The sequence below is a fragment of the Streptomyces sp. NPDC047002 genome, assembly GCF_040704505.1.
Lineage (GTDB): Bacteria > Actinomycetota > Actinomycetes > Streptomycetales > Streptomycetaceae > Streptomyces.
On the sequence record NZ_JBEYWC010000020.1, the window covers coordinates 14,593 to 39,587 of the forward strand.

21 protein-coding genes are annotated in these 24,995 nt (G+C 74.0%); 13 read left to right on the plus strand and 8 right to left on the minus strand.

Translation table 11 applies throughout. The features are described 5' to 3' along the window. Positions 1-95: 95 nt before the first annotated feature. The gene (locus AB0910_RS19270; protein ID WP_366745820.1) at positions 96-2,129 is read right to left on the minus strand and encodes a CocE/NonD family hydrolase; all 2,034 of its coding nucleotides are present in this window, start codon (positions 2,127-2,129) and stop codon (positions 96-98) included. Between the two features lie 110 nt (positions 2,130-2,239). Continuing rightward, positions 2,240-3,733, minus strand: coding sequence for an oligopeptide:H+ symporter (locus AB0910_RS19275; protein WP_366745821.1), 1,494 nt, complete (start codon positions 3,731-3,733; stop codon positions 2,240-2,242). A 167-nt stretch (positions 3,734-3,900) separates the two neighbouring features. On the opposite strand from AB0910_RS19275, the gene AB0910_RS19280 reads away from it, so the two are divergent. From AB0910_RS19280 to AB0910_RS19295, 4 genes are all read left to right on the plus strand, one after another. After that, on the plus strand, positions 3,901-4,911 hold the full coding sequence (locus tag AB0910_RS19280; protein ID WP_366745822.1) for a polyprenyl synthetase family protein: 1,011 nt from the start codon (positions 3,901-3,903) through the stop codon (positions 4,909-4,911). A 239-nt stretch (positions 4,912-5,150) separates the two neighbouring features. Next, positions 5,151-6,413 (plus strand): DUF2092 domain-containing protein, encoded by a 1,263-nt coding sequence (locus tag AB0910_RS19285; RefSeq protein WP_366745823.1) that lies wholly within the window; start codon positions 5,151-5,153, stop codon positions 6,411-6,413. 178 nt (positions 6,414-6,591) lie between these two features. Next, positions 6,592-7,551 carry an ABC transporter ATP-binding protein gene (locus AB0910_RS19290; protein ID WP_366745824.1) on the plus strand — a complete coding sequence of 320 codons (960 nt, stop codon included), beginning with the start codon at positions 6,592-6,594 and terminating at the stop codon, positions 7,549-7,551. Further along, on the plus strand, positions 7,538-8,461 hold the full coding sequence (locus AB0910_RS19295; protein ID WP_366745825.1) for an ABC transporter permease: 924 nt from the start codon (positions 7,538-7,540) through the stop codon (positions 8,459-8,461). The genes AB0910_RS19290 and AB0910_RS19295 overlap by 14 nt, the downstream gene beginning before the upstream one ends. Before the next feature lie 43 nt (positions 8,462-8,504). On the opposite strand, the gene rarD is transcribed toward AB0910_RS19295, so the two are convergent. Continuing rightward, positions 8,505-9,470 (minus strand): EamA family transporter RarD, encoded by a 966-nt coding sequence (gene rarD, locus AB0910_RS19300; RefSeq protein WP_366745826.1) that lies wholly within the window; start codon positions 9,468-9,470, stop codon positions 8,505-8,507. Between the two features lie 481 nt (positions 9,471-9,951). Here rarD and AB0910_RS19305 point away from each other — a divergent pair, with 481 nt between their 5' ends. After that, positions 9,952-10,884: a TauD/TfdA family dioxygenase gene (locus AB0910_RS19305; protein WP_366745827.1), complete on the plus strand. Its 933-nt coding sequence runs from the start codon at positions 9,952-9,954 to the stop codon at positions 10,882-10,884. Between the two features lie 67 nt (positions 10,885-10,951). Here AB0910_RS19305 and AB0910_RS19310 read toward each other — a convergent pair whose 3' ends face one another. From AB0910_RS19310 to AB0910_RS19330, 5 genes are all read right to left on the minus strand, one after another. Next, positions 10,952-12,022 (minus strand): 2-oxoacid:ferredoxin oxidoreductase subunit beta, encoded by a 1,071-nt coding sequence (locus AB0910_RS19310; protein ID WP_366745828.1) that lies wholly within the window; start codon positions 12,020-12,022, stop codon positions 10,952-10,954. Then, on the minus strand, positions 12,015-14,063 hold the full coding sequence (locus tag AB0910_RS19315; protein ID WP_366745830.1) for a 2-oxoacid:acceptor oxidoreductase subunit alpha: 2,049 nt from the start codon (positions 14,061-14,063) through the stop codon (positions 12,015-12,017). The genes AB0910_RS19310 and AB0910_RS19315 overlap by 8 nt, the downstream gene beginning before the upstream one ends. Positions 14,064-14,331: 268 nt before the next feature. Further along, positions 14,332-14,991 carry a response regulator transcription factor gene (locus AB0910_RS19320; protein WP_366745909.1) on the minus strand — a complete coding sequence of 220 codons (660 nt, stop codon included), beginning with the start codon at positions 14,989-14,991 and terminating at the stop codon, positions 14,332-14,334. A 199-nt stretch (positions 14,992-15,190) separates the two neighbouring features. Continuing rightward, positions 15,191-16,534, minus strand: a complete 1,344-nt coding sequence (locus AB0910_RS19325; RefSeq protein ID WP_366745831.1) for a sensor domain-containing protein — start codon at positions 16,532-16,534, stop codon at positions 15,191-15,193. Next, positions 16,531-17,775 carry a sensor domain-containing protein gene (locus AB0910_RS19330; protein WP_366745832.1) on the minus strand — a complete coding sequence of 415 codons (1,245 nt, stop codon included), beginning with the start codon at positions 17,773-17,775 and terminating at the stop codon, positions 16,531-16,533. The genes AB0910_RS19325 and AB0910_RS19330 overlap by 4 nt, the downstream gene beginning before the upstream one ends. A gap of 241 nt (positions 17,776-18,016) precedes the next feature. Here AB0910_RS19330 and AB0910_RS19335 point away from each other — a divergent pair, with 241 nt between their 5' ends. Genes AB0910_RS19335 through AB0910_RS19370 form a run of 8 tightly spaced genes read left to right on the plus strand, consistent with a single transcriptional unit; the run spans position 18,017 to position 24,993 of the window. Further along, positions 18,017-18,409, plus strand: coding sequence for an NADH-quinone oxidoreductase subunit A (locus AB0910_RS19335; protein ID WP_366745833.1), 393 nt, complete (start codon positions 18,017-18,019; stop codon positions 18,407-18,409). Continuing rightward, positions 18,400-19,041, plus strand: a complete 642-nt coding sequence (locus AB0910_RS19340; protein ID WP_366745834.1) for an NADH-quinone oxidoreductase subunit B family protein — start codon at positions 18,400-18,402, stop codon at positions 19,039-19,041. The genes AB0910_RS19335 and AB0910_RS19340 overlap by 10 nt, the downstream gene beginning before the upstream one ends. Further along, complete coding sequence (locus AB0910_RS19345) at positions 19,038-20,192, plus strand: NADH-quinone oxidoreductase subunit C (protein ID WP_366745835.1); 1,155 nt, start codon at positions 19,038-19,040, stop codon at positions 20,190-20,192. The genes AB0910_RS19340 and AB0910_RS19345 overlap by 4 nt, the downstream gene beginning before the upstream one ends. Next, positions 20,189-21,157 (plus strand): complex I subunit 1 family protein, encoded by a 969-nt coding sequence (locus tag AB0910_RS19350; protein ID WP_366745836.1) that lies wholly within the window; start codon positions 20,189-20,191, stop codon positions 21,155-21,157. Before AB0910_RS19345 ends, AB0910_RS19350 begins: the two co-directional genes overlap by 4 nt. After that, positions 21,157-21,804: a 4Fe-4S binding protein gene (locus AB0910_RS19355; protein ID WP_366745837.1), complete on the plus strand. Its 648-nt coding sequence runs from the start codon at positions 21,157-21,159 to the stop codon at positions 21,802-21,804. Before AB0910_RS19350 ends, AB0910_RS19355 begins: the two co-directional genes overlap by 1 nt. After that, complete coding sequence (locus tag AB0910_RS19360) at positions 21,801-22,505, plus strand: NADH-quinone oxidoreductase subunit J (protein WP_366745838.1); 705 nt, start codon at positions 21,801-21,803, stop codon at positions 22,503-22,505. Before AB0910_RS19355 ends, AB0910_RS19360 begins: the two co-directional genes overlap by 4 nt. Continuing rightward, positions 22,505-22,936, plus strand: coding sequence for an NADH-quinone oxidoreductase subunit NuoK (nuoK, locus tag AB0910_RS19365; RefSeq protein ID WP_366745839.1), 432 nt, complete (start codon positions 22,505-22,507; stop codon positions 22,934-22,936). Before AB0910_RS19360 ends, nuoK begins: the two co-directional genes overlap by 1 nt. Continuing rightward, on the plus strand, positions 22,933-24,993 hold the full coding sequence (locus AB0910_RS19370) for an NADH-quinone oxidoreductase subunit L (RefSeq protein ID WP_366745840.1): 2,061 nt from the start codon (positions 22,933-22,935) through the stop codon (positions 24,991-24,993). Before nuoK ends, AB0910_RS19370 begins: the two co-directional genes overlap by 4 nt. Positions 24,994-24,995: the final 2 nt, after the last annotated feature.

The following is a 24,995-nucleotide window of genomic DNA, read 5'->3' on the forward strand; positions in this document are numbered from 1 at the left end:
CCTGGGGTCGGATGCGGCCGGGAGGAAACATCTCACGCGTGCGTAAGAAAGAACACCCCACGGCCCACGCGCTCCCGCACGCCCCGCGCCGCCCCTCACCCCGCCGTGCGCGGGATGTGCTTCTCCCAGGTGCGCCGGAAGACGACCTCCTCGCCCTCCCGGCACACGACCTCGTTGACCGTGGTGAAGTGCTCGGCGTCGCAGCTGGTCTCCGAGCGGGTCTCGATCCGGGTGTCCCAGGAGAGCGCGGGGCGGTGGAGGCGGACCGTCCAGCGGGAGACGGCCTTCGCGGAGAGCGGGTCGCTCTCCTGGATGGTGTACGTCTCCAGCGCGTCCTCGGTGAACTCGAGACCGTCGGGGTAGACGCGGGTGCCGCCGTACCGCGGGTCGACCTCCAGACGCCAGACGCCCTCGGCGACGTCCCGGGTGACCAGCCGCTCCGGGCGCGGGGGCGCCGCGCTCTGCGGGTACACCACCTCCAGCGGTGCCGACTGCTCCGGCGGCGGGAAGCCGAGGGGCCGGTCGGCGGCCGAGCGGGTGCGCACCGGCAGGTCGAGCCCCGAGCCCTCGGGGTCGAGCACGAAGCCCGCCGACTCGGCCTGCGGCCAGATCCAGGGCCAGTACGCGGACGACACCGCGAGCCTGATGCGGTGTCCTGGCGGGAAGGTGTGGCCGATGCCGTTCAGCTCGAACTCGACGGTCTCGGTCGCGCCCTCGGGCCAGGGCACGGCGCGGTCGCGGCCCTCGCGGGCCGACAGGTTGAGCGCGCCGCGCGTCACCAGCGTCGACGAGCCGTCGGGCGCCACGTCGCACAGCCGGGCGATCACCTGCCCCGCCGGCGCGTCCACGGTGAGCCTGAGGCGCACGCGGGGCCTGCCGAGGACCTCGATGCCCGAGCCCTCGGGGTCGACGGCGAACTCGAACGACGCGGACTTCGCGTCCTCGTCGCGCTGGTCGGGCGGCAGGTCGGCGTCGTTGCCGAACGGGAAGAAGCGGCCCGCGTCGAGCCCCGTGTGGTGCGGCGAGTCGACGAGCACCGGGTCACCGCGGAAGGCGTACGGCACGGGCGTGACGTTCGGCGAGGGCCAGGACGGTTCGCCGACCCAGCGGCCCGGCAGCTCCGGGTAGACCGTGGCGGGCGGGTGCGAGGCGCTGATCCAGGCGCGCAGCAGCGGCTCGTCGAGCACGCCGGTGTCGCGGTCCTTCAGGTGCTGGTCCCACCAGCGCAGGGTCTCCTGGAGGAACCCGACGGCGGGCCCCGGCGGCAGGCCGCGGTCGGGGTACTGGTGCGACCAGGGGCCGACGATGCCCCGTACCTTCGCCGGGTCGAGGTGCTCCACGAGCCGCAGCACGGTGTCGCGGTACGGGTCGTGCCAGCCGCCGACCGCGAGGACGGCGGCGTCGATCGCCGCGTAGTCCTCGCAGACGCTGCCGTGCCGCCAGTAGGCGTCGCGGGTCTGGTGCGCGAGCCAGGTGTGGATGAGCGGCTCGACGGATCCGAGGCGGTCGAGCCACAGGTCGCGCCAGCCCTCGCCCGCGTACACCGGGTCGGGCGGCCGGGAGGCGAAGGCGAGCATGGTCGAGGCCCAGGCGTGCATGTCGACGCCGAGTACCGAGCCGCCCATGTAGTGGACGTCGTTGTCGTAGCGGTCGTCGGTGGAGCAGACCGTGACGACCGCCTTCAGCGGCTTTGGGGCGAGCGCCGCGAGCTGGAGCGAGTTGAAGCCGCCCCAGGAGATGCCGAACATGCCGACGCGGCCGCTGCACCAGGGCTGCGCGGCCAGCCAGTTGATCACCTCGACGCCGTCGGCGAGCTCCGTCGCGTCGTACTCGTCGCCCGGCGCGCCCTCACTGTTGCCGTGGCCGCGCACGTCGACCCGTACGGAGGCGTAGCCGTGCCCCGCGTACCAGGGGTGCCGCTGCCAGTCGCGCGGCGCGGTCCAGTCGCTCAGCCGGTACGGGAGGTATTCGAGCAGCGCGGGCACGGGCTCGCTCGTGACCGGCCGCCACACGCGTGCGTACAGGCGCAGACCGCCGGGGAGCGGGATGCGGACGTCCTCGCGTGTGGTCTCGTAGGGGAAGTCCGTGCGGACGGCGGGGCCGGGGGCGGAACGGATGCTGGGGGACATACCGGTCACCTTTTTCCGTGCGGGGGCGGTGGGGCGCGGGGTACGCGGAGTGTGCGGGGGATATGGGGGATATGGGGGATACGGGGGGGGGCGCGCGGCGCGCGGCCCGGTCAGTGGACGGGGTGCATGGTCCTGCGCAGCCAGGGCGCGGCCGCTATGACGGCGAGGCCCGCGGCCACGGCGACCGCGCCGTTCACGCCGAAGTACGCGGGGTGCGAGACCTTGTCGTACAGCTTCACGGTCTGCGCCTGGATGCCGTTGGCCAGGGCGAGCGAGAGGAACCAGAGCGCCATGGTCTGGCTGGCGAACGCCCGCGGGGCGAGCTTGGTCGACGCGGAGAGGCCGGAGGTCTCCAGCAGGATGTCGCCGAGCCCCAGCAGGATGTACGAGCCGACGATCCACCACACGGCCATCGTGTAGTGGTCGCCGCTGTGGCCCGAGGTCGGCAGGACGATCAGCAGGAACGACAGGCCGCCGAGCACCACGCCGAACGCGATCTTGTGGGAGGCGTGCGGCTGCCTGCGGCCCATCCGCACCCACACGGCGGCGACGACCGGCGCGAGCGCCACCTCGAAGGCGCCGAGCGCCGAGGTGTACCAGCTCGCGGGGAAGTCGAAGCCGAAGATGCTCGACTCGGCGTTCGACGCGGCCAGCAGGATCATCGTCGAGTACGCCTGGAACAGGATGAAGTTGAACACCACGGAAGCGCAGAACAGCACCACGTAGGGGCGCAGCCGCCCGCGCTCCTCGGGGGTCACCCGGGGGCTCGCGAACATCACGGCGAAGTAGACGACGGGCGCGGCGACCGAGACCACCGTGAGCACGTCGACGAACCGGCCGAGCGTCAGCCGGCCGGCCAGCGAGAGGGCCGTCGCGAGGGCCGCGGCCACCACGGCGCCGAGCACCATCCACCGCACCGCGCGCCGCATCGGCTCCGGCGCGAGGGCGTACTCGGGCGCGCTGTCGCGCCCGGCGAGGTGCCTCCGTCCCCACACGTACTGGATCAGGCCGAGCGTCATGCCGAAGGCGGCGGCGGAGAACCCCCAGTGCCAGCTCGCGTGGTCACCGAGCCAGCCGGTGACCAGCGGCCCGAGGAACGAGCCGATGTTGATGGCCATGTAGTAGAGGGCGAAGCCCGCGTCGCGCCGCTCGTCCCTGGTCCTGTAGAGCTTGCCGACCATGTACGAGACGTTGGGCTTGAGCAGTCCCGTGCCCGCGCTGATCAGGCCGAGCCCGGCCCAGGTCGACCAGGCGGCGGGCACGGCCATCAGGTAGTGGCCCGCCGCGATGAGCACACCGCCCCACAGGACGGCGCGGTACGAGCCGAGGATGCGGTCGGCGAGCCAGCCGCCGCCGACGGAGACCAGGTAGACGAGCGTGCCGTACGCGGCGGAGACGGAGGCGGCGGTGCCGTCGGCCATGCCGAGGCCGCCGTGTGCCACGCTGTCCACGAAGTAGAGGACGAGAATGGCCTGCATCCCCAGGAACGAGAAGCGCTCCCAGACTTCGAGGCCCGACAGCGTGACCAGCCCGCGCGGCTGGCCGAAAAACGCACGGTCGTCCCCGGGCGGAGGTCGCTCTCCGTGTGCTTCCGTATCGGTCACGGTGTCGGACAAAGTACTCTCTCCTGCTCGTACGACTGATCACGAACATACCGCCGGTGCCGGGAAGGCGCCCACGGTGATCGAAACGCGACCGGATACGCTGACTTGAGTGATGGCAGCGACACATCGACAATCCGTGTGATCGTCAGCAGACAGGAGTACCCCTCGTGACCGTCGTCGGGCCGTTCGGGCTGAGCATGCGGGACCAGGCTCTCGAAGCCGATGTGCAGACCGGATTGGCGGCTGTCGAGGCGGGCCTGCTCGATGCCACCAAGAGCGACGTGGCCTTCATCAACGAGGCCGCACAGCACCTGGTACGGGCGGGCGGCAAACGATTCAGGCCGCTGCTCGTGCTGCTCGCCGCGCAGTTCGGGGACCCCTACGCGCCGGGCGTCGTGCCCTCGGCCGTCGTGGTGGAGCTCACCCACCTGGCCACGCTGTACCACGACGACGTGATGGACGAGGCCGAGGTGCGCAGGGGCGTCGACAGCGCCAACGCGCGCTGGGACAACTCCGTCGCCGTCCTCACCGGCGACTTCCTCTTCTCCCGGGCCTCGCAGATCCTCGCCGAGCTCGGCCCCGAGGCCGTGCGCATCCAGGCCGAGGCGTTCGAGCGGCTGGTGACGGGCCAGATCCTGGAGACCGCGGGCCCGCGCGACGGCCGCGACCCGGTCGCCCACTACCTGGACGTGCTGTCGGGCAAGGCGGGCTCCCTGGTCGCCGTGTCCGGCAGGTTCGGCGCGCTGACGGCGGGCGCCGACGAGCGGGTCGTGGACATCCTCACGCAGTTCGGCGAGCGCCTCGGCGTCGCCTTCCAGCTCGCCGACGACGTGCTCGACATCGCGAGCGAGTCGCACGAGTCGGGCAAGACCCCGGGGACCGACCTGCGCGAGGGCATCCCCACCCTGCCGGTGCTGCTGCTGCGCGCCCGCGCGGAGAAGCTGGCGGAGCCGGCCGACGTCGCGCTGGTCGAGCTGCTCGAATCCGACCTCACGGACGACGCGCGCCACGCGGAGGCGCTGCGCGGGCTGCGCGCGCACCCCGCGCTCCAGCAGGCCATGGACGAGGCCGTCAGGTATGCGACGGCGGCGCGCGAGACGCTGGTGCCGCTGCCCGAGTGCTGGGCGAAGTCGGCGCTGACCGACCTGTGCGACGCGGTCGTGCACCGCGCGGGCTGACGCCGTATCGGGGCGGGGCCGGCGCTCCCTCCCGGGGCGCGCGGCCCCCGGGTCATCCCGGAGGCGGACGGAAAGTGCTCCGCCGGGTTGACGACTGTCATACGCCCATTTGGTCAGATGGACATACGCACTCGTCTCCCGCCGGGTGACAATGGCGGCGGGGGACGCAGGGTGCACGGCACCGGTGCACGGCGCCGATGACCGACTGACCGGCCGCCGACCACGGAGGTAGGGCACACATGGCAGGCAACGACAGGGCAGCGACCGCCGAGGACGACGAGGTCCGCGCCACGGGCCCGAGGAAGCTCGCGCGCTACGCGCTCCCGGTGGCCGTCGCCGGGGTGGCCGCGGCCACCGTCGGTCTCGTACCGGCGCTCGCAGCGTCCGGCGACCCGGACCTTCCCACGATCAGCGCGCACGACCTGGTGCAGAAGATCGCCGCGTCCCACACGCAGCAGCTCTCCGGGTCCGTGAAGTTCACCACCGATCTCGGCCTGCCGTCGCTCGGCGGGCTCGGCGGCTCGCTGCCCGGCGGGGCCGCGGGCTCCGGCGGCCCCTCGGGGGCGCCGTCGGGCTCGGGCGCCGACCCGCAGTCCAAGCTGATGGAGCTGGCGTCCGGCACGCACACGCTGCGCGTCGCGGTCGACGGCCCGCAGAAGCAGAAGGTCTCCCTCGTGGAGGACGCCGCCGAGTACAGCCTGATCCGCAACGCGGGCCAGGTCTGGGCGTACGACAGCGCGAGCAACCAGGCGTTCCACACGACGGCCCCCGCGGGCGCCGACACGAAGTCCGACACGAAGTCCGGCACGCGGGCGCTGCCCGCGCTGCCCAGGGGCGCGGAGGCGCCGACGACGCCGGGGCAGTTCGCCGACGACGTCCTCAAGGCCACCGGATCCACCACGGCGCTCTCCGTCGACGGCACCTCGCGCGTCGCGGGCCGCGACGCGTACGACCTGGTGGCCAAGCCGAAGCAGGCCGGGTCCACGGTCGGCTCCGTGCGGATCGCCGTGGACGCGAAGACGGGCACGCCGCTGCGGTTCACGGTGGCGCCCAGCGGCGGCGGCAAGGCCGTCGTCGACGTCGGCTACACCTCGGTCGACTTCGCCAGGCCCGCGGCCTCCACCTTCGACTTCACCCCGCCGAAGGGCACGAAGGTCACCGAGGGCAAGCAGCACGCGGCGGCGCGGCAGGCGCAGCCGACGCCGCAGCAGAAGCAGCGGGCCGAGACGGCGCTGAGCCGGGTCAAGGTCACGGGCAAGGGCTGGACGTCCGTGGTCGAGCTGCCCGGCGCGGCGGGCCACTCCGCGGCCAAGGGCAGCGCCGAGGGCGGCGACGCCCAGTCTTTCCTGAGCTCGCTCGGCACCAAGGTCAGCGGCTCCTTCGGCCAGGGCACCGTGTTCCACACGCGCCTCGTCAACGCGCTGGTGACCGAGGACGGCAGCGTCTACGCGGGCGCGGTCAGCCGGCAGAAGCTGATCGAGGCGGCCGACGCCGCCAAGTAGGCGCGGGGACCGGCCGGGACGGCGGACCGCCCCCCGGCCCGCCTGCGCCGGCCGCCGGCGGCCCCGCCGTACGCTCGTACGGCGGGGCCGCCGCGCGTGGCCCGGCACCTCCGGGGCGCGCCCGCGCGTTCGCGGGGCAGCGGGCTTCCGCGGGCGGAGTGCGAGGGAGGGACAGGGCATGGCGGTGAGCGGCGGGGCGCCCGTGATCGAGGCGCGCGGCCTGACCAAGCGCTACCGGGGCGGCCAGCTCGCCGTCGACGGCCTCGACCTGGTGGTGCCCGAGGGCAGCGTCTTCGGTTTCCTCGGCCCCAACGGCTCGGGCAAGACGACCACGATCCGGATGCTGCTCGGCCTCGTCCAGCCGACCGCCGGGGCGGCGCGGCTGCTCGGCCGCCCCATGCCGGGCGCGGCCCGCGCGGTGCTGCCGCAGGTGGGCGCGCTCATCGAGGGCCCGGCGCAGTACGGCTTCCTCAGCGGCAGGGACAACCTCGTACGGTTCGACGCGACGGACCCGACCGCCGACCCCCGCACCCGCGCGGCCCGGGTGGAAGCGGCCCTCGGCCGGGTCGGGCTCGGCGCGGCGGCCGACAAGCGGGCCAAGGCGTACTCGCTCGGGATGAAGCAGCGGCTCGGCCTCGCGGCCGCGCTGCTGCGGCCCCGCAGGCTCCTCGTGCTCGACGAGCCGACGAACGGCCTCGACCCGCAGGGCATGCGGGAGATCAGGACGCTCGTGCGCGAGCTGGCGGCCGAGGGCACGACGGTCTTCCTCTCCTCGCACCTGCTCGACGAGATCGAGCAGGTCTGCACGCACGCGGCCGTGATGGCGCGGGGCCGTCTGCTCGCGCAGGGGCCGGTCGCCGAGCTGTCCGGGCCCGCGCGCGGCAGGCTCGCCGTCACCACGCCCGACCCCGCGGACGCGGCCAGGGTGCTCGCCGAGCACGGCGTCACCGGCGTCGAGGCGGGGGAGGGCCGGGTCAGCGGCGACCTGCCGCAGGGCGACCCCGGCGTGGACCCGGCCGACCTCAACGCGGCGCTGGTGCGCGCGGGGGTGCGGGTGCGGGCGTTCGGGGTGGAGCGCGGCACGCTTGAGGACGCCTTCGTGGCGCTGACGGGAGAGGGCTTCGATGTCGCGGGCTGAGACGGCGGGAGCGGACCGGGCGGCGGCGGGAGGCGCCGCGGTGCCCGGGCCGCGCGCGGCGGCGCCGGAGCCCCGCAGCCCGGGGCTCTGGTGGACGCTCGGGTTCTTCGGCTCCGAGCTGCTGACGACGTTCCGCAGGGGCAGGACGCTCGCGCTGCTCGGCGTGCTGGCCGCGGTGCCTGTGCTGGTCGGCGTCGCGGTGAAGATCGAGACGTCGGGCGGCTCCGGCGTGGGCGGCGGGCCGCCTTTTCTGACGCAGGTCACCAACAACGGCCTGTTCCTGGTCTTCGCCGCGCTCACCGCGACCCTGCCGGTGTTCCTGCCGATGACGGTCGGCGTCGTCGCGGGCGACTCGGTCGCGGGGGAGTCCGCGGGCGGCACCCTGCGCTATCTGCTGGTGGTGCCCGCGGGCAGGACCAGGCTGCTGCTCGCCAAGTACGCGGCGGTGCTGGTGTACTGCCTGGCCGCGACGGCGGTGGTCGCGGTGTTCGCGCTGGCGACGGGGGCGCTGCTGTTCCCGGTGGGCGAGGTCACGACGATCTCCGGCACGGCGATCCCGTTCGGCGCGGGCCTCGGGCGCGCGCTGCTCGCCGCGGCCCTGGTGGCGGCCTCGCTCGTCGGGTTCGCCGCGGTCGGGCTGTTCGTCTCGACGCTGACGGGCAGCGGCATCGCGGCCATGGCGGCCACGGTGGGGCTGCTGATCACCGTGCAGATCCTCGACTCGATTCCGCAGCTCGACGCGGTCCACCCGTATCTGTTCTCGCACTACTGGCTCTCGCTCGCCGACGTGATGCGGGCGCCCGTGCTGTGGGACGGCGTGGTCAGGAACCTCCTGGTGCAGGCGGTCTACCTGCTGGTCTTCGGCTCGGCCGCCTGGGCCAGGTTCTCCACGAAGGACATCGCGGCCTGACCCGCGCCCGCGCGCCGGCCGCGCGGCGCCGTACGGGCGCGGGTCACGGCCCCGGGTGCCGTACGGGCGCGGCGCAGGGCGCCGCGTCGCGCGCCGCGGCGCGCAGTGCGGCGGCGCGGAGCCTGGTGCGGCGCGCGGTGCGCAGGGCGTCCCAGGTCAGCACGGCGAGCGCCAGCCACACCAGCGCGAACCCCGCCCACCGCTCCGGCGGCATCGGCTCGTGGAAGTACGCGACGCCGAGCGCCAGCTGGAGCACCGGCGTCAGGTACTGGAGCAGGCCCAGCGTGGTCAGCGGCACCCGGATCGCCGAAGCGCCGAACAGGACGAGCGGCACCGCGGTCACCAGGCCCGCGGAGGCCAGCCACGCCGCGTGCCCCGCGCCGTGCGCGGTGAACGTGGAGCGGCCCGTGGCGCCGAGCCACAGCAGGAACGCGAGCGCGGGCGGGAAGAGGACCGCGGTCTCGGCGGCCAGCGACTCCAGGCCGCCGAGCCCGATCTTCTTCTTGGCCAGCCCGTAGGTGCCGAAGGAGAACGCGAGCACGAGCGAGATCCACGGCAGCCGCCCGTACCCCACCGAGATCACCACCACGGCGGCGAGCCCGGTGCCGACCGCGGCCCACTGCGCGGGCCGCAGCCGCTCCTTGAGCAGGACCACGCCGAGCAGGATGGTCACCAGCGGGTTGATGAAGTAGCCGAGCGACGCCTCCACCACATGGCCCGAGTCGACGGCCCAGATGTAGACGCCCCAGTTGACCGTGATCACCGTGGCCGCGAGCACCAGCAGCCCCACCCGGCGCGGCTGCCGCGCCAGTTCGCCGAGCCAGGCCCAGCGCCGCGCGCAGACCAGGGCGACCGCCACCACGCCGAGCGACCACGCCATGCGGTGCGCGAGCACCTCAAGCGCGCCCGCCGGGTCGAGCAGCGGCCAGTACAGCGGCACAAGCCCCCAGATCCCGTACGCCCCGACCCCGTACAGCAGCCCGGAGCGCTGCTCGTCCTCGGTCCCCACCCGGCCCCCTCAGCCCTCGCCGTTCCGCCGTCGGTGCGCGTGTTCGCGTCAACGCCGCCGTCCCCGGGGACGGTAGCGGCCCCGCCCGGCCGTTGTCATGTCCGTTCCGGCATACGGTCATGACAGGGGACGGCGCACAGGGTCACGGGGTAGCCTGCCGCCATGAGGATGTGCTCGATCGACTGTGCAGTGGAGTCGGGCACTCGCGCTCCCCACGGCGAGTGCGCACCACGCGGCCGCACCTTCCTGCGCCGCCGCGGCCGGGTGGGCTCTCCCCCGGCCGCCCGCCTGTGCTGTCGCAGCTCCTGTCGTAGCTGCCGCAGCTGACGGTCCCGGGCCCGGCAGACCGCCGCCCGTACCGCCTTCGTACGCCGTCTCCACCCTCCTTCACGACTCTGTTCGCTTCCGTTCCGCTTCCGTGCGCCCGCGCGGGCGAGGTGACGCCTGCCGCGCCGGTGCGCGCCGTACCCGGAGGACCGCCGTGACTACCCACGCCACCCCTGCCCTGCGCCCCCTGCGCGACTTCCACGTGCCCGCCGACCAGATCACCGAGGGGCCCCGGCTGCTGCGCCGGCTGCCCGAGGGGGCGGTGAGCCGCCCGTACGAGCTGTTCGGACTCGTCCCGCAGGCCGCCACCATCGGCGCCGAGATACGCGGGCTCGACCTCTCCCTGCCGCTGTCCGACGCCCTGCGCGACGAGCTGACGCGCGCACTGCACGAGTGGAAGGTCCTCTTCTTCCGCGGCCAGCACCTCACCTCGCAGGCGCAGCGCGCCTTCGCCCGCAACTGGGGCGAGCTGGAGACCAACCCGCTGCTCGCGACGGCGGGTTCCGACGAGGTCGTACGGTTCGACCGCTCGGCCGTGCCGACCTTCGAGAACGTCTGGCACACCGACGTCACCTTCCGCGAGCGGCCCGCGCTCGGCGCGGTGCTCCAGCTGCGCGAGGTGCCGCCCGCCGGCGGGGACACCATGTGGGCCGACATGGCCGCCGCGTACGACAACCTGCCGCAGCAGGTGCGGGAGCGGATCGACGGGCTGCGCGCGGTGCACGACTTCCTGCCGGGCTTCGCCCGCTTCACCCCGCCCGAGCGGCTCGCCGCCTTCCAGGAGGTCTTCCCGCCGGTCGAGCACCCGGTGGTGCGCCGCCACCCGGCGACGGGCCGCCGGATGCTGTTCGTCAACAGCTCCTTCACCACGCACGTCACCGGCCTCGGCAGGGACGAGAGCGACCGGCTGCTGCGGCTGCTTTTCCAGCAGGCCCACGTGCCGGAGTACCAGGTCAGGTGGCGCTGGTCGGCCGGCGACATCGCCTTCTGGGACAACCGCGCCACCCAGCACTACGCGGTGAACGACTACGGCGGCGCCCGCCGGGTCGCCGAGCGCGTCGCCATCGCCGGCGACCGGCCGTTCTGACCCGGCACGGCACGAGGGGCCCCGAGCCGGTCGGCTCGGGGCCCCTCCTGTGCGTGCGGACGCGCGGTCAGCCCGCGACGGTCCAGGTGTCGCTGCCGGTCAGCAGCGCCGCCAGGTCGCCCTTGCCGCGCTGCTCGACCGCCGTGTCGAGCTGGTCGTTCATCAGGGTGTCGTAGACCGGGCGGCGCACGCTGCGGAAGACGCCGATCGGCGTGCGGTGCAGCGTGTCGGGGTCGGCGAGGCGCGAGAGCGCGAACGCCGTCGTGGGCGACTCGCTCGCGGCGTCGTGCACCAGGATGTCCGCCTCGTTCTCCGGCGTGACGTCCACGACCTCCAGGTCGCCGGTGCGCGGGTCGCGCACGACGCCCTTGCCCCCGTCGGCGCCGAAGCGGATCGGCTGCCCGTGCTCCAGCCGGATCACGGCCTCCTGGGCCTGGTCCTTGTCCTTGAGGACCTCGAACGCGCCGTCGTTGAAGATGTTGCAGTTCTGGTAGATCTCCACCAGCGCCGTGCCGGGGTGGTCGGCGGCGGCGCGCAGCACGCTCGTGAGGTGCTTGCGGTCCGAGTCGACCGTACGGGCCACGAACGACGCCTCGGCGCCGAGCGCCAGCGACACCGGGTTGAACGGGGCGTCGAGCGAGCCCATCGGCGTCGACTTGGTGATCTTGCCGAGCTCGGACGTGGGCGAGTACTGCCCCTTGGTCAGGCCGTAGATCCGGTTGTTGAACAGCAGGATCTTCAGGTTGACGTTGCGGCGCAGCGCGTGGATCAGGTGGTTGCCGCCGATGGACAGCGAGTCGCCGTCACCGGTGACGACCCACACCGACAGGTCGCGGCGGGAGGTCGCGAGGCCGGTCGCGATGGCCGGGGCGCGGCCGTGGATCGAGTGCATCCCGTAGGTGTTCATGTAGTACGGGAAGCGGGACGAGCAGCCGATGCCCGAGACGAAGACGATGTTCTCCTTCGCCAGGCCGAGCTCCGGCATGAAGCCCTGGACGGCGGCGAGCACCGCGTAGTCGCCGCAGCCGGGGCACCAGCGGACCTCCTGGTCCGACTTGAAGTCCTTCATGGACTGCTTGGCTTCCGCCTTCGGGATCAGCGTCAGCAGCTCGTTCGCGTCGATGCCGACCTCAGACATTGATGGCCTCCTCGATGGCCGCGGCGAGCTGTTCCGCCTTGAAGGGCATGCCGTTGACCTGGTTGTAGGAGTGCACGTCGACCAGGTACCGCGCGCGCAGCAGGGTCGCGAGCTGGCCGAGGTTCATCTCCGGCACGACCACCTTGTCGTACCGCTTCAGCACCTCGCCGAGGTTCGCGGGGAACGGGTTGAGGTGGCGCAGGTGCGCCTGCGCGACGGGCTTGCCGGCCTTGCGTAGCCGCCGCACGGCCGCCGTGATCGGGCCGTACGTGGAGCCCCAGCCGAGCACCAGGGTGCGGGCGCCGTTGGGGCCTCCCCTGCTCGAACGAAGCTGAGAGCTTGGGTTGGGGCCTCCCCTGCTCGAACGAAGCTGAGAGCTTGGGGAAGGGTCGTCGACCGCGAGGTCGGGCACCTGGACGCCGTCGACCTTCGCGGCGCGGGTGCGGACCATGAAGTCGTGGTTGGCCGGGTCGTAGGAGATGTTGCCCGTGCCGTCCTGCTTCTCGATGCCGCCGATGCGGTGTTCGAGGCCGGGTGTGCCGGGCACCGCCCACGGGCGCGCCAGCGTCTGCGGGTCGCGCTTGTAGGGGTGGAATGCCTCGGTGCCGTCCTCCGCGGTGTGGTTCGGCGCGGTGGCGAACTGGACGCGCAGGTCCGGGAGTTCGTGCTGCTCGGGGATGCGCCACGGCTCGGAGCCGTTGGCCAGGTAGCCGTCGGAGAGCAGGAAGACCGGCGTGCGGTACGTCAGCGCGATCCTGGCGGCCTCCAGGGCCGCGTCGAAGCAGTCCGCCGGGGTCGACGGCGCGACGATCGGCACCGGGGCCTCGCCGTTGCGCCCGTACATCGCCTGGAGCAGGTCGGCCTGCTCGGTCTTGGTCGGCAGACCGGTGGAGGGGCCGCCGCGCTGGATGTCCACGATCAGCAGCGGCAGTTCGAGCGAGACGGCGAGGCCGATCGTCTCCGACTTCAGCGCCACGCCGGGACCCGAGGTGGTGGTGACGGCGAGCGAGCCGCCGAAGGCCGCGCCGAGCGCGGCGCCGATGCCCGCGATCTCGTCCTCGGCCTGGAAGGAGCGCACCCCGAAGTTCTTGTGCTTCGACAGCTCGTGCAGCACGTCGGAGGCCGGGGTGATCGGGTACGAGCCGAGGTAGAGCGGCAGGTCGGCCTGGTGCGAGGCGGCGATCAGCCCGTACGCCAGGGCGAGGTTGCCCGAGATGTTGCGGTACGTGCCGGTCGGGAAGGCGCCCTGGGCCGGGGCGACCTCGTACGAGACGGCGAAGTCCTCGGTCGTCTCGCCGAAGTTCCAGCCCGCACGGAACGCCGTCACGTTCGCCTCGGCGATCTCCGGCTTCTTCGCGAACTTCGAGCGCAGGAACGACTCGGTGCTCTCCGTGGGCCTGTGGTACATCCACGACAGCAGCCCGAGCGCGAACATGTTCTTGCTGCGCTCGGCCTCCTTGCGGGACAGGCCGAACTCCTTGAGCGCCTCGACCGTGAGCGTCGTCAGCGGCACCGGGTGCACCTGGTAGGCGTCGAGCGAGCCGTCTTCGAGGGGCGAGGTGGCGTAGCCGACCTTGGCCATCGGGCGCTTGGTGAACTCGTCGGTGTTGACGATGATCTCCGCGCCGCGCGGCACGTCCGCGATGTTCGCCTTCAGCGCCGCGGGGTTCATCGCGACCAGCACGTCGGGCGCGTCGCCCGGGGTCAGGATGTCGTGGTCGGCGAAGTGCAGCTGGAACGACGAGACGCCCGGCAGGGTGCCTGCGGGCGCGCGGATCTCGGCGGGAAAGTTCGGCAGGGTCGACAGGTCGTTGCCGAAGGAGGCCGTCTCGGAGGTGAACCGGTCACCCGTCAGCTGCATGCCGTCGCCCGAGTCGCCCGCGAAGCGGATGATCACCCGGTCCAGACGGCGGACCTCCTTGGTGCCGGAGCCCCCCGGCCCTGACTCTTCCGACAGGCCCGGCAACGGGACGCGCTCTCCCCCGACGACGGTGTCACCGTCGTTGGCCTCGCCGGCTGCGCTACTGACCTGGCTGGTCACTGAACTGGACCTCCCTGTGAGGCGGCGGCTCGGGACCGCCGGCCGCCGGCCGTCCCGGAGCAACCCTACGTCGGTAAGGGTCGCCTACCTCTGCTCGCTCGCATGGTGGACGCCTCTATGAGACACCTCGATGGGGGAGAATGCCCCGTTCTGCGGCGGTACGCGGGTCGCGTGCCGACCGGTGCGGCCGCTCGTCCTTTGGGACTAGGACCCGCCGCGGGCCCGGGGCCCGGGCGGGCCGGCGTCCGCGCGCCCCGCCCTCAGGACCTCAGGACTTCAGGTACGTCAGAACGGCGAGCACCCGCCGGTGATCCCCGTCACTCGGGGCCAGGCCGAGCTTCAGGAAGATGTTGCTGACGTGCTTCTCCACCGCGCCGTCGCTCACCACGAGCTGCCGCGCGATCGCCGAGTTCGTCCTGCCCTCCGCCATCAGCCCGAGCACCTCGCGCTCGCGGGGCGTCAGTCCTGCCAGCACGTCCTGCTTCCTGCTGCGGCCCAGCAGCTGCGCCACGACCTCCGGGTCGAGCGCCGTGCCGCCGCCCGCCACCCGCACCACCGCGTCGACGAACTCCCGCACGTCGGCCACCCGGTCCTTCAGCAGATAGCCCACGCCCCGCGTCGAGCCGGCGAGCAGCTCCGTCGCGTACTCCTCCTCGACGTACTGCGACAGCACGAGGACGCCGACCCCCGGGTGCTCCTTGCGCAGCCACACCGCGGCCCGCACGCCCTCGTCGGTGTGGGTCGGCGGCATCCGCACGTCCGCCACGACGACGTCGGGCAGCTCGCCCAGGCCCGCGAGCGCGCCGATGGCATCCGTCAGCGCCACCGCGTCGCCGACGCCCGCGACCACGTCGTGCCCGCGGTCGGTCAGCAGCCGCGTCAGCCCCTCCCGCAGCAGCACCGAGTCCTCGGCGATCACCACCCGCACTCTGTCCTCCGCAACCGCAGCCATTCCTCTTCGCCACCCCCGCGCCTCGCGTCCTGAAGGACCCGGATCCTTCCCGGTCCGCACAGCATCCCAGCCGGGGGACGCGGACGCGCGCTCTCCGGTTGCCCGCGGGGGAGACGGCGCGGCCCGCGGGGGCGGGGCGCGCGGGCCAGGGCGGGGGCGGGGCGCGCGGCCCGGGTCACGTACGCCAGGGCAGTTCGGCCGTCACCGTCGTGGGCCCGCCGCGCTCCGAGTCCACCAGCAGGATCCCGTCCACGGCGCTCAGCCGCTCGCCGAGGCCCGCGAGGCCGCTGCCCGCCGCCGGGTCCGCGCCGCCCACGCCGTCGTCGCCGACCCGGATCAGCAGCCGGTCGCCCGACCGCCACACGTCGACGGCCGCCGCGCGTGCCCCGCTGTGCTTGCTGATGTTCTGGAGCAGTTCGGAGACCGTGAAGTACGCGATCCCCTCGATCGCGGGGGCGGGCCTGCACGGCAGGTCGGCCTCCACCCGCACCGGCACGGCGCACCGGGCGGCCAGCGCGGACAGCGCGGCGTCGAGCCCCCGGTCGGTGAGGACGGCCGGGTGGATGCCGCGCGCCAGGTCCCGCAGCTCCTGGAGGGCCAGCTTCACCTCGCCGTGCGCCTCGTCCACCATCACGGCCGCGGCCTGAGGGTCCTCGGTCAGCTTCTCCTTGGCGAGGCCGAGATCCATGGCGAGGGCGACGAGTCTGGCCTGCGCGCCGTCGTGCAGGTCGCGCTCGATCCTGCGCAGGTCGGCTGCCGCGGTGTCCACCACCACCCCGCGGTCGCCTTCGAGCTCGACCACGCGGGACGCCAGCGGCGAAGGACCGAGCAGCCCGCCCACCAGCCTCCGGTTCACCGAGGTCAGGGCGTGCAGGACGGACGGGGTGACCAGCACGAGCAACAGGCCGAGCGCGCACACCAGCGCGGTCGGCGCGGGCGAGCCGAGCGCGACCGCGGTGCCCGACGAGTCCCTGAACAGGGCGATGCCGTCCACCCCGCGCAGGCCCTCCTCCCACAGCGGCAGCGTGAGCAGCCCCCAGCCCGTCGCCCAGAACACCACGCCCACCACGAACGAGAAGCACGCCCAGGGGAACTGCACCAACAGGTAGCCGAGGCTCCGCCAGGACTCGCCGCTCCTGAGCAGCGCGCCCGTCCAGCCGGACAGGCCGCCCCTGGCCGCCCGCACCGGCGCGGGCGCGCCGACGTCGAGCCCGAGCAGGCCGCGGGCCCGCGCCCGCTCGAAGGCGCCGAGGCCCCTCGCGCTCGCCAGCGTGACCGCCAGGATCGGCACCCCGAGCAGGGTGACCAGCATCCCCATGCCGAACACCAGCATCGTCAGCCCGTACGCGAACAGCGCGGCGCCGACCGGCAGGCCGAGCAGCGTGTAGCAGAGCTCACGCCAGGTCCTGCCCCCGAAGGGCGCCCGCAGGACGGGCGGCAGGAGCCCGCGCCGCGGCGCCCCGCCGCTGCCGCGCCCGGCCGCCGTGCCGTACCGGGCGAACGCCCGTGCCCCGCTCACGCCCCCGCCCCCCGCGCGCCGCGGACGGCGCCGCCCGCACGCGCCTCGCCTCGCCGCCGCCACGGCAGCTCGGCGGTGACCGTGGTCGGGCCGCCCGCGGGCGAGTCGAGCACGAACAGGCCGTCGACCGCGCCGAGCCGGTCGGCGAGCCCCGCCATGCCCGTACCGCCGTCGAGACAGGCGCCGCCCACGCCGTCATCGGTGACCTGGATCAGCAGCCGGTCGGCGGTACGCCACACGTCGACGCTCGCCGCGCGCGCCCTGCTGTGCTTGCTGATGTTCTGGAGCAGTTCGGAGACCGTGAAGTACGCGATCCCCTCGATGGCCTCGGCGGGCCGCTCCGCCAGCTCCACCGTGACCTTCACCGGCACCGTGCAGCGCGCGGCGACCGACGAGAGCGCGGCGTCGAGCCCCCGGTCGGTGAGGACGGCCGGGTGGATGCCGCGCGCCAGGTCCCGCAGCTCCTGGAGCGCCAGCTTCACCTCGCCGTGCGCCTCGTCCACCATGCGCGCCGCGGCCTGAGGGTCCTCGGTCAGCTTCTCCTTGGCGAGGCCGAGCCCCATGGCGAGGGCGACGAGTCTGGCCTGCGCGCCGTCGTGCAGGTCGCGCTCGATCCTGCGCAGGTCGGCTGCGGCGGTGTCCACGACCACCCCGCGGTCGCTCTCCAGCTCCGCGATGCGCGCCTCCAGCTCCTCGTCGGGCGAGAGCAGTCCCCGCACCATCGCGCGGTCCGCGTTGGTCAGGCCGCGCGCCAGATACGGCAGCACGGGCCACAGCACGAAGAGGCTCACCAGGGTCACGCTGAACGTGACGATGCCCCACGGCAGCCGCATGAACGCGTACAGCGCGGTCCGCCACCCCACGGGGTCCTTGAGCGCCGCCACCGTACGCCCGGCGAAGCCCGTGCCCGCGCGCCGGAACATCGGGCTCGGCTCGTCGATCCGCACGCCGAGCAGCGAACGGGCCCGCGCGCGCTCGAACCGCCCGTAGACCCGGGTGCCGAAGAGGCCCGCCACCAGCAGCGGCACGCCGATCACCGTCACCGAGAGGCTCACGCCCACCGCGAGCGTCGTCACCACGTACACGAAGCCGACGACCGCTGCGGGGAAGTTCGCCAGGAGGTGCGCGATCTCCCGCCACGTGCTCAGGTCGTACGCGAAACGCGGGGGCAGCGGTGCGTCTGCGGCGCCCTGGCCCCCGCCGCTTGTGGGGACGCCGATCCGGCGTGGTCTCGCGCTCATGCGCCCAGCCTGCCGCGCCGGGTCGCGGGGCGCCATGGGGTAGTCCGAAGGCCGGGAGGTGGGGCTACCCCCACCCTCGTGGCCCCGGTGTCCCGCCGGGCCGGGCCCGATCGGGGGAGGGCCCGCTTACCGTCTCTTTAACAGGGCCTAGACTTCGGCTCCGTACAGACGGTATGTGGCCGGAGCGCGCGGCGGCAGGCCGGGCCGACGGCTACAGCAGGTGAGGGAGCGAGGAGCGGACGTGCCGGAACCGGTCGTTCTCGCTGCGGGCTACTTCCGCGGCTACACGGTGGTGGGGCTGCTCGCCGTGATCGGCGTGCTGTTCGTCGCGGTCGCCTTCGGCGCGGGGCGGCTGCTGCGGCCCGTCGTGCCCACTCCGGAGAAGCTGCTGACCTACGAGTGCGGCGTCGACCCGGTCGGCGAGGGCTGGGCGCACACCCAGGTGCGGTACTACGTGTACGCGTTCCTCTACGTGATCTTCGCCGTCGACTCCGTCTTCCTCTTCCCGTGGGCGACCGTGTTCGCCGCACCCGGCTACGGCGCGACGACCCTGGTCGAAATGTTCGTCTTCCTCGGCTTCCTGGCCGTGGGACTGCTCTACGCATGGAAGAAGGGCGTCCTCGCATGGACGTGACCCCGACCCCCGCCGCCTCGGCCGCCTCTCAGGCACCCGGCGCCGCCGTCGTCCGCGCGCCGCAGCCGCTGCCCGAGCCCCGGCGCCTCGGCGTGCTCTCCCGGCTCGCCCCCGAGCCGATGAAGGTCGTGCTCAACTGGGGCCGCCGCTACAGCCTCTGGGTGTTCAACTTCGGACTCGCCTGCTGCGCCATCGAGTTCATCGCCGCGTCGATGGCGCGGCACGACTTCATCAGGCTCGGCGTGATCCCGTTCGCGCCAGGACCCCGCCAGGCGGACCTGATGGTCGTCTCCGGCACCGTCACCGACAAGATGGCCCCCGCGGTCAAACGCCTCTACGAGCAGATGCCCGAGCCCAAGTACGTCATCTCCTTCGGCGCCTGCTCCAACTGCGGCGGCCCCTACTGGGACTCGTACGCCGTGACGAAGGGCGTCGACCAGATCATCCCCGTCGACGTGTACGTGCCGGGCTGCCCGCCCCGCCCCGAGGCGCTGCTCCAGGGCATCCTCAAGCTTCAGGAGAAGATCGCCGCGGAGTCGCTCTCCGCGCGCTACGGGCGCGCGCCCGAGCCCTCGGCCGCGCAGCTGCGCAGCGGCCTCGTCCCGCCGCCCGGCGCGAAGGACCCGCGATGACCGAGGCGTACGACGCGCTCCCTTACGCCGTCGCCGACACCTTCGGCGAGGGCGCGGCCGCCGAGCTCTCGTACGGGCTGCTCACGGTCGACGTGCCGGCGGAGCGCTGGCTCGACGCGCTCACCACCGCGCGGTCCGTGCTGGGCTGCGGCTACTTCGACTGGCTGAGCGCCGTGGACGAGGCGGCGGACGGCTTCCGCGTCTCGGCGCGCGTCTTCTCCGTCGCCGACCGCACCGTACGGGCGCTGCTGGTGCGCACGGCGGTGCCGCACGACGCGGCGGAGCTGCCCACCGCGATCGGCGTGTACGCGGGCGCCGCCTGGCACGAGCGGGAGACGCACGAGATGTTCGGCATCGCCTTCACCGGCCACCCGGGGCTCACGCCGCTGCTGCTGCCGGAGAGCTTCGAGGGCCACCCGCTGCGCAAGGACTTCGTGCTGGCCGCGCGGGTCGTGAAGGCGTGGCCCGGCGCGAAGGACCCCGGCGAGTCGGGCTCGTCGCGCCGCCGCCCGATGCTGCCGCCCGGCGTCCCCGACCCCAACGAGTGGGGCCCCCACAAGGGCGAGGCCCCGCCGGAGCCGCCCCGCCCGGCGCGAGCCGCCCGCGCGGGCCGGGCCGCCGCGGGCGCTGCCGCGGGTGCGGAGGCCGCAGGGCCCGACGCCCCGCGCCGCCCGCGCAGGACCCGCAGCGCATCCGAGGGCTCCGCATCCCAGACTCCGGCCCCGGAGCCGGACACCCCGCCCGGGGCGGGCTCACCGCCCGGGGCGGACGGGCCAACTGCGCCGGAGCCTCCGGCCGGGTCGGGTGCTGAGACCGGGCCGGACGGGTCGACCGCGCCGGGTGCTCCGGCCGGGGCGGACGCGTCGACCCGGGCGGGCGGCGAGGCGCCCGGGGGGCCGGGCGCTCCGCGGCGGGGGCGTTCCGCCTCGGGCGGTTCCGCTTCGCAGCGCGCCGGGGGCGACGCCCCCTGGCATCGCCATGCCCCTGAGGCGAGCGGTGAGACGGACGCGGGCGAGCGCGGTGGTCGGGAGCCGCGCGACGCAGGTGACGGGCAGGACGCTCAGGACACCGACGAGGGCCGGGAGCCGCGCGGCGGCCGGGGCGAGGGCCCCGACGGCGGGCGCGACGGCCGGGGCGGTGAGTCCGGGTGAGCGACGTGCTCGACATCGTGCTGCGGCTCGTCGCCGTCTTCGTGGCCTTCCTCGTGCTGCCGCTCCTCGTCGGCCAGGCCGAGCACAAGGTCATGGCCCACATGCAGGGCCGCCTCGGCCCCATGCACGCGGGTGGCTTCCACGGCTGGGCCCAACTCGTCGCGGACGGCGTGAAGTTCGCGCAGAAGGAGGACGTCGTACCGGCCGCCGCCGACCGGCGGGTCTTCCAGCTCGCGCCCGCCGTCGCGCTGCTGCCGTACCTCCTCGTCCTGCTGGTGATCCCCGTCGGACCCGGCGCGAACGCCGTGGGGCAGGCGGTCGACGCCGGACTCTTCTTCGTCCTCGCCGTCATGGGCGTCGGCGTGCTCGGCTCGCTGATGGCCGGCTGGGCGTCGGCCAACAAGTTCTCCCTGCTCGGCGGCTTGCGCACCGCCGCGCAACTCCTCGCCTACGAGGTGCCGATGCTGCTCGCCGCCGCCTCCGTGGCGATGGCGGCGGGCACGGTCTCGCTGACGGGCGTGCTCGACGCCTTCCACTGGTGGTGGGTGCCCTGGCAGATCGTCGGCGGGTTCGTCTTCTTCGTGTCGGGGCTCGCCGAGCTCCAGCGCCCGCCTTTCGACATGCCCGTCGCCGACTCGGAGATCATCTTCGGCGCGTACACCGAGTACACGGGGCTGCGCTTCGCGCTGTTCCTGCTCGCCGAGTACGCGGGCATCGTGGTGCTCTCCGGACTCACCGCCGTCCTCTTCCTCGGCGGCTGGCACGGCCCGTTCGGCGGCGACGGGCTCGGCTGGGTGTGGACCCTGCTGAAGACCGCCGTGCTCGCGTTCGTCGTGATCTGGCTGCGCGTCAGCTACCCGCGGCTGCGCGAGGACCAGCTCCAGAAGCTGGCCTGGACCCTCCTCATCCCGCTCGCCCTCGCCCAGATCGCCCTCACCGGCGTCGTCAAGGTCGTGATCAGCTGATGTCCCCGATCCCCGGCAGCGGGCTCGCCAAGGGCCTCGCCGTCACCCTCCGCACGATGACCCGCAGGACGGTCACCGAGCAGTACCCCGAGGCGCTGCCCGAACTGCCGCCCCGCAGCCGGGGCGTCATCGGCCTCTTCGAGGAGAACTGCACCGTGTGCATGCTCTGCGCGCGCGAGTGCCCCGACTGGTGCATCTACATCGACTCCCACAAGGAGACCGTGCCGCCCGCGGCGCCCGGCGGCCGCGAGCGCAGCAGGAACGTCCTCGACCGCTTCGCGATCGACTTCGCCCTGTGCATGTACTGCGGCATCTGTATCGAGGTGTGCCCCTTCGACGCGCTGTTCTGGTCGCCGGAGTTCGAGTACGCGGAGACCGACATCCGCGAGCTGACCCACGAGCGCGACAAGCTCCGCGAGTGGATGTGGACCGTGCCGGAACCGCCCGCGCTCGACCCGCACGGCGAGGAGCCCAAGGAGCTCGCCGCGGCGCGCAAGGCCGCCGACCGCCTCGCCCAGCAGGAGGCCGCGGCCCGCGCCGACGACACCCCGCCCCCGGGCGACGCCCAGGCCCCCGGTCGCACTCCGCCCCCGGGCGACGCCCCGCCCCCGGGCGACGCCCCGCGCGGTGAGGGGGACGGCGCGTGAACCCGCTCGCCACCGCGGCCCCCGCCGCGCTCGCCGCCGGGTCGCGCGCGGCCCACGGCTTCCTCTCCCCGACCGGGGTCGAGGTGGTGTTCCTGCTCGTGGGCGCCGTGACTCTCGGCGCCGCCCTGGTGACCGTCACCACCCGCCGGCTCGTGCACGCCGCGCTCTGGCTGGTGGTCGCGCTCGGCGGGCTCGCCGTCGAGTACCTCCTCCTCACCGCCGAGTTCATCGCCTGGGTGCAGGTCCTGATCTACCTCGGGTCCGTCGTCGTCCTCCTCCTCTTCGGCCTGATGCTCACCAAGGCGCCCATCGGCCGCTCGCCCGACGCCGACTCGGGCAACCGCGTCGGCGCCCTGGTCGTCGCCGTGGCCGCCGCGGCCACCCTGGTCTGGGTCGTCACCGACGCCTTCCGCGCCACCTGGATCGACCTCGGCGCCGCAGGCGGCTCCACCGAGGTGACGGGCCAGGCCCTCTTCCGGCACTGGGTCCTGCCCTTCGAGGCGCTCTCCGTGCTGCTGCTCGCCGCCCTGGTCGGCGCGATCGTCCTCTCCCGCAGGCGCGCAGCCCAGGACCCGGCGGGCCCGGCCACCACCACGGCGGCCCCCGCGGCGCCGCGTGACGGCGGCGCACCCGGCGCCGCGCGCGGCCGCGCACAGGGCAGGCCCGCCTCCGGGCCTGCCACGGGGGAGCGGCGGCGCTGATGCATCTCGTCTATCCGGCCGTCCTCGCGGTCCTCCTGTTCTGCACCGGCGTGTACGGCGTACTCGCCCGGCGCAACGCGATCCTCGTCCTGATGTCCGTCGAGCTGATGCTCAACGCCGTCAACCTCAACCTCGTCGCCTTCGACGCCTGGCTGCGCGACACCCTCCACGCGGGCCAGGCGCTCACCCTCTTCGTCATCGCCGTCGCCGCCGCGGAGATCGGCATCGGCCTCGCCATCGTGCTGATGGTGTACCGGGCCCGCGGCACCGCCGACGTCGACCGGCTCCGCGACACCTCGGAGCCCGCGATGGACCACGACCCGGACGGCACCGGCCGCCCCGCGCCCGCAGGCGGCACGGCGCCCGCGCACCCTGACGCCCCAGTCGACCCCGCCGGACCCGCGGCGACGAATGCCGAGGCCCCCGCGTGAGCACCACGACCCTGGCCGTACTCGTCCCCCTCCTCCCGTTCCTCGGCGCCGCGCTCGGCCTCCTCACCGGCAGGTCGGCGCCCGGCTTCGCCCGGCCCCTCGCCGTGCTGCCGACGCTGCTCGCCGCCGTGCTCGCCGTCGTCGTCGCCGCGCGCATGGGCGGCGGCGCAGGCGCGGGGGTACGGCCGCTCGACGCGGCCACCCGGCTCACGCCCACCGGCTCCGTGCCCGTCGACCTGGCCCTGCACATCGACGGCTTCGCCGCCCTCGTCGCCGTCCTGGTCGGCGTTGTCGCGACCTGCGTGCAGCTCTACTCGACCGGCTATCTGCGCGACGACCCGCGCTACCCCTCCTACGCCGCGCTCGTCTCCCTCTTCACCTCGGCGATGCTCCTCGTCGTCTACGCGGGCGACCTGATGCTGCTGCTGGTCGGCTGGGAGGTGATGGGCGTCTGCTCGTACTTCCTCGTCGGCCACTACTGGGAGACGCCCGAGGCGCGGGCCGCTTCGGTCAAGGCGTTCCTCGTCACGAAGCTCGGCGACGTCCCCTTCCTCATCGGCCTCTTCCTCCTCGCCGACGACGCGGGCAGCTTCCGCGTCACCCGGATCCTCGACACGGCGGCCCACGGCGGCCTGCACCACCCCACCCTGGTGGCGCTGCTCCTCCTCGCCGGGGTCGCGGGCAAGTCCGCCCAGTTCCCCCTGCACACCTGGCTGCCCGACGCGATGGCGGGCCCCACGCCCGTCTCCGCGCTGATCCACGCGGCGACCATGGTGGCCGCCGGCGTCTACCTCGTCGCCCGGCTCCTCCCCGTCTTCGCGGCGTCCACCGCGGCGCTCGTCGTGCTCGCCGTCGTCGCCGCCGTCACGATGACCGGCTCGGCGCTCGCCGCGCTCGCCCAGGACGACATCAAGCGCGTCCTCGCGTACTCGACGGTCGGCCAGCTCGGCTACATGTCCGGCGCCCTCGCACTCGGCGACCGGGACGCCGCCGTCTTCCACCTCCTGTCGCACGCCGCCTTCAAGGCGCTCCTCTTCCTCGGCGCGGGCGTCGTCATCCACGCGGCGGGCACCAACTCGCTCGCCGCCATGTCCCGCACGGGCGGCCTCGCCCGCCGCATCCCCGACGCCTTCTGGACCATGACGCTCGGCCTCCTCGCGCTCGCCGCCATCCCCCCCTTCGCGGGCTTCTTCTCCAAGGAGTCGGTACTCGGCGCCGCGGAGAACGCCGCGCTCGGCGGCTCGGCGCCCGCCTCCACCGCAACGGGCCACGGTGTGGCCGCTGCCCCGGCGATCGACCCCGCCGCGTCCACCGCGATCGGCTGGACCGTCCTGCTCGCCGGGCTCGCCACCGCCCTGCTGACCGGCGCCTACGCCGCGAGGCTCTGGCTGCTCGCCTTCCGCGGCCGGGGCGCGCCCGCCCCCGACCACGGCCCGGGACCCGCCGTGATGAACGCCGTCCTGTGGGTCCTCGCCGTGCCGACCGTCGGCTTCGGCGTCCTCGCCTGGCACCTCGGCGGCTGGTTCGACGGGCAGCGGCTCACCCCGGCCCTGAACACCTCCGTCCTCGCCACCGGTGTCGCCCTCGTCGGCGCGGGCGCCCTCTACGCCGCCTGGCGCCGCACCGCCCCCCGCACCGCGGCGACCCCGCTCGGCGCCGTAGCCGCCCACCCCGAGGCGGAGCCCGCGCTCTCCGAGGCCGAGGCGATCGCCGCCCACCCCCTCGCCTACGGCGACATCGCCGACGCCCCCGACCCCGCCGACCCCGGCCGGCTGCTGCTCGGCCCGCTGCACCGGCACGCCGCCGCGGGCTTCCACCTCGACGCGCTCTACGACTTGGCCCTCGTGCGGACCGTCAGGGCGGGCGCCGTGCTCGTCCGCTTCCTCGACCGCGAGGTCGTCGACACGTACGTACGGGGCGCGGGCGGCGCGCCGCGCAGGCTCGGGGCCGCCGTGCGCAGGACGCAGACGGGCAACGTGCAGTCCTACCTGAGCGCGCTGATCGCGGGCTCCGTCGTGCTGGCGATCGCCGCCGTACTCGTCGCAGCGGGAGCGTGAGC

What these genes read in the sequence shown, in the direction of transcription:
- AB0910_RS19270 (WP_366745820.1), bottom strand. Translation starts at nt 2,129, where the DNA reads ATGTCCCCCAGCATCCGTTCCGCCCCCGGCCCCGCCGTCCGCACGGAC.
- AB0910_RS19285 (WP_366745823.1), top strand. Translation starts at nt 5,151, where the DNA reads ATGGCAGGCAACGACAGGGCAGCGACCGCCGAGGACGACGAGGTCCGC.
- AB0910_RS19290 (WP_366745824.1), top strand. Translation starts at nt 6,592, where the DNA reads ATGGCGGTGAGCGGCGGGGCGCCCGTGATCGAGGCGCGCGGCCTGACC.
- AB0910_RS19295 (WP_366745825.1), top strand. Translation starts at nt 7,538, where the DNA reads ATGTCGCGGGCTGAGACGGCGGGAGCGGACCGGGCGGCGGCGGGAGGC.
- AB0910_RS19310 (WP_366745828.1), bottom strand. Translation starts at nt 12,022, where the DNA reads ATGTCTGAGGTCGGCATCGACGCGAACGAGCTGCTGACGCTGATCCCG.
- AB0910_RS19330 (WP_366745832.1), bottom strand. Translation starts at nt 17,775, where the DNA reads ATGAGCGCGAGACCACGCCGGATCGGCGTCCCCACAAGCGGCGGGGGC.
- AB0910_RS19340 (WP_366745834.1), top strand. Translation starts at nt 18,400, where the DNA reads ATGGACGTGACCCCGACCCCCGCCGCCTCGGCCGCCTCTCAGGCACCC.
- AB0910_RS19345 (WP_366745835.1), top strand. Translation starts at nt 19,038, where the DNA reads ATGACCGAGGCGTACGACGCGCTCCCTTACGCCGTCGCCGACACCTTC.
- AB0910_RS19355 (WP_366745837.1), top strand. Translation starts at nt 21,157, where the DNA reads ATGTCCCCGATCCCCGGCAGCGGGCTCGCCAAGGGCCTCGCCGTCACC.
- nuoK (WP_366745839.1), top strand. Translation starts at nt 22,505, where the DNA reads ATGCATCTCGTCTATCCGGCCGTCCTCGCGGTCCTCCTGTTCTGCACC.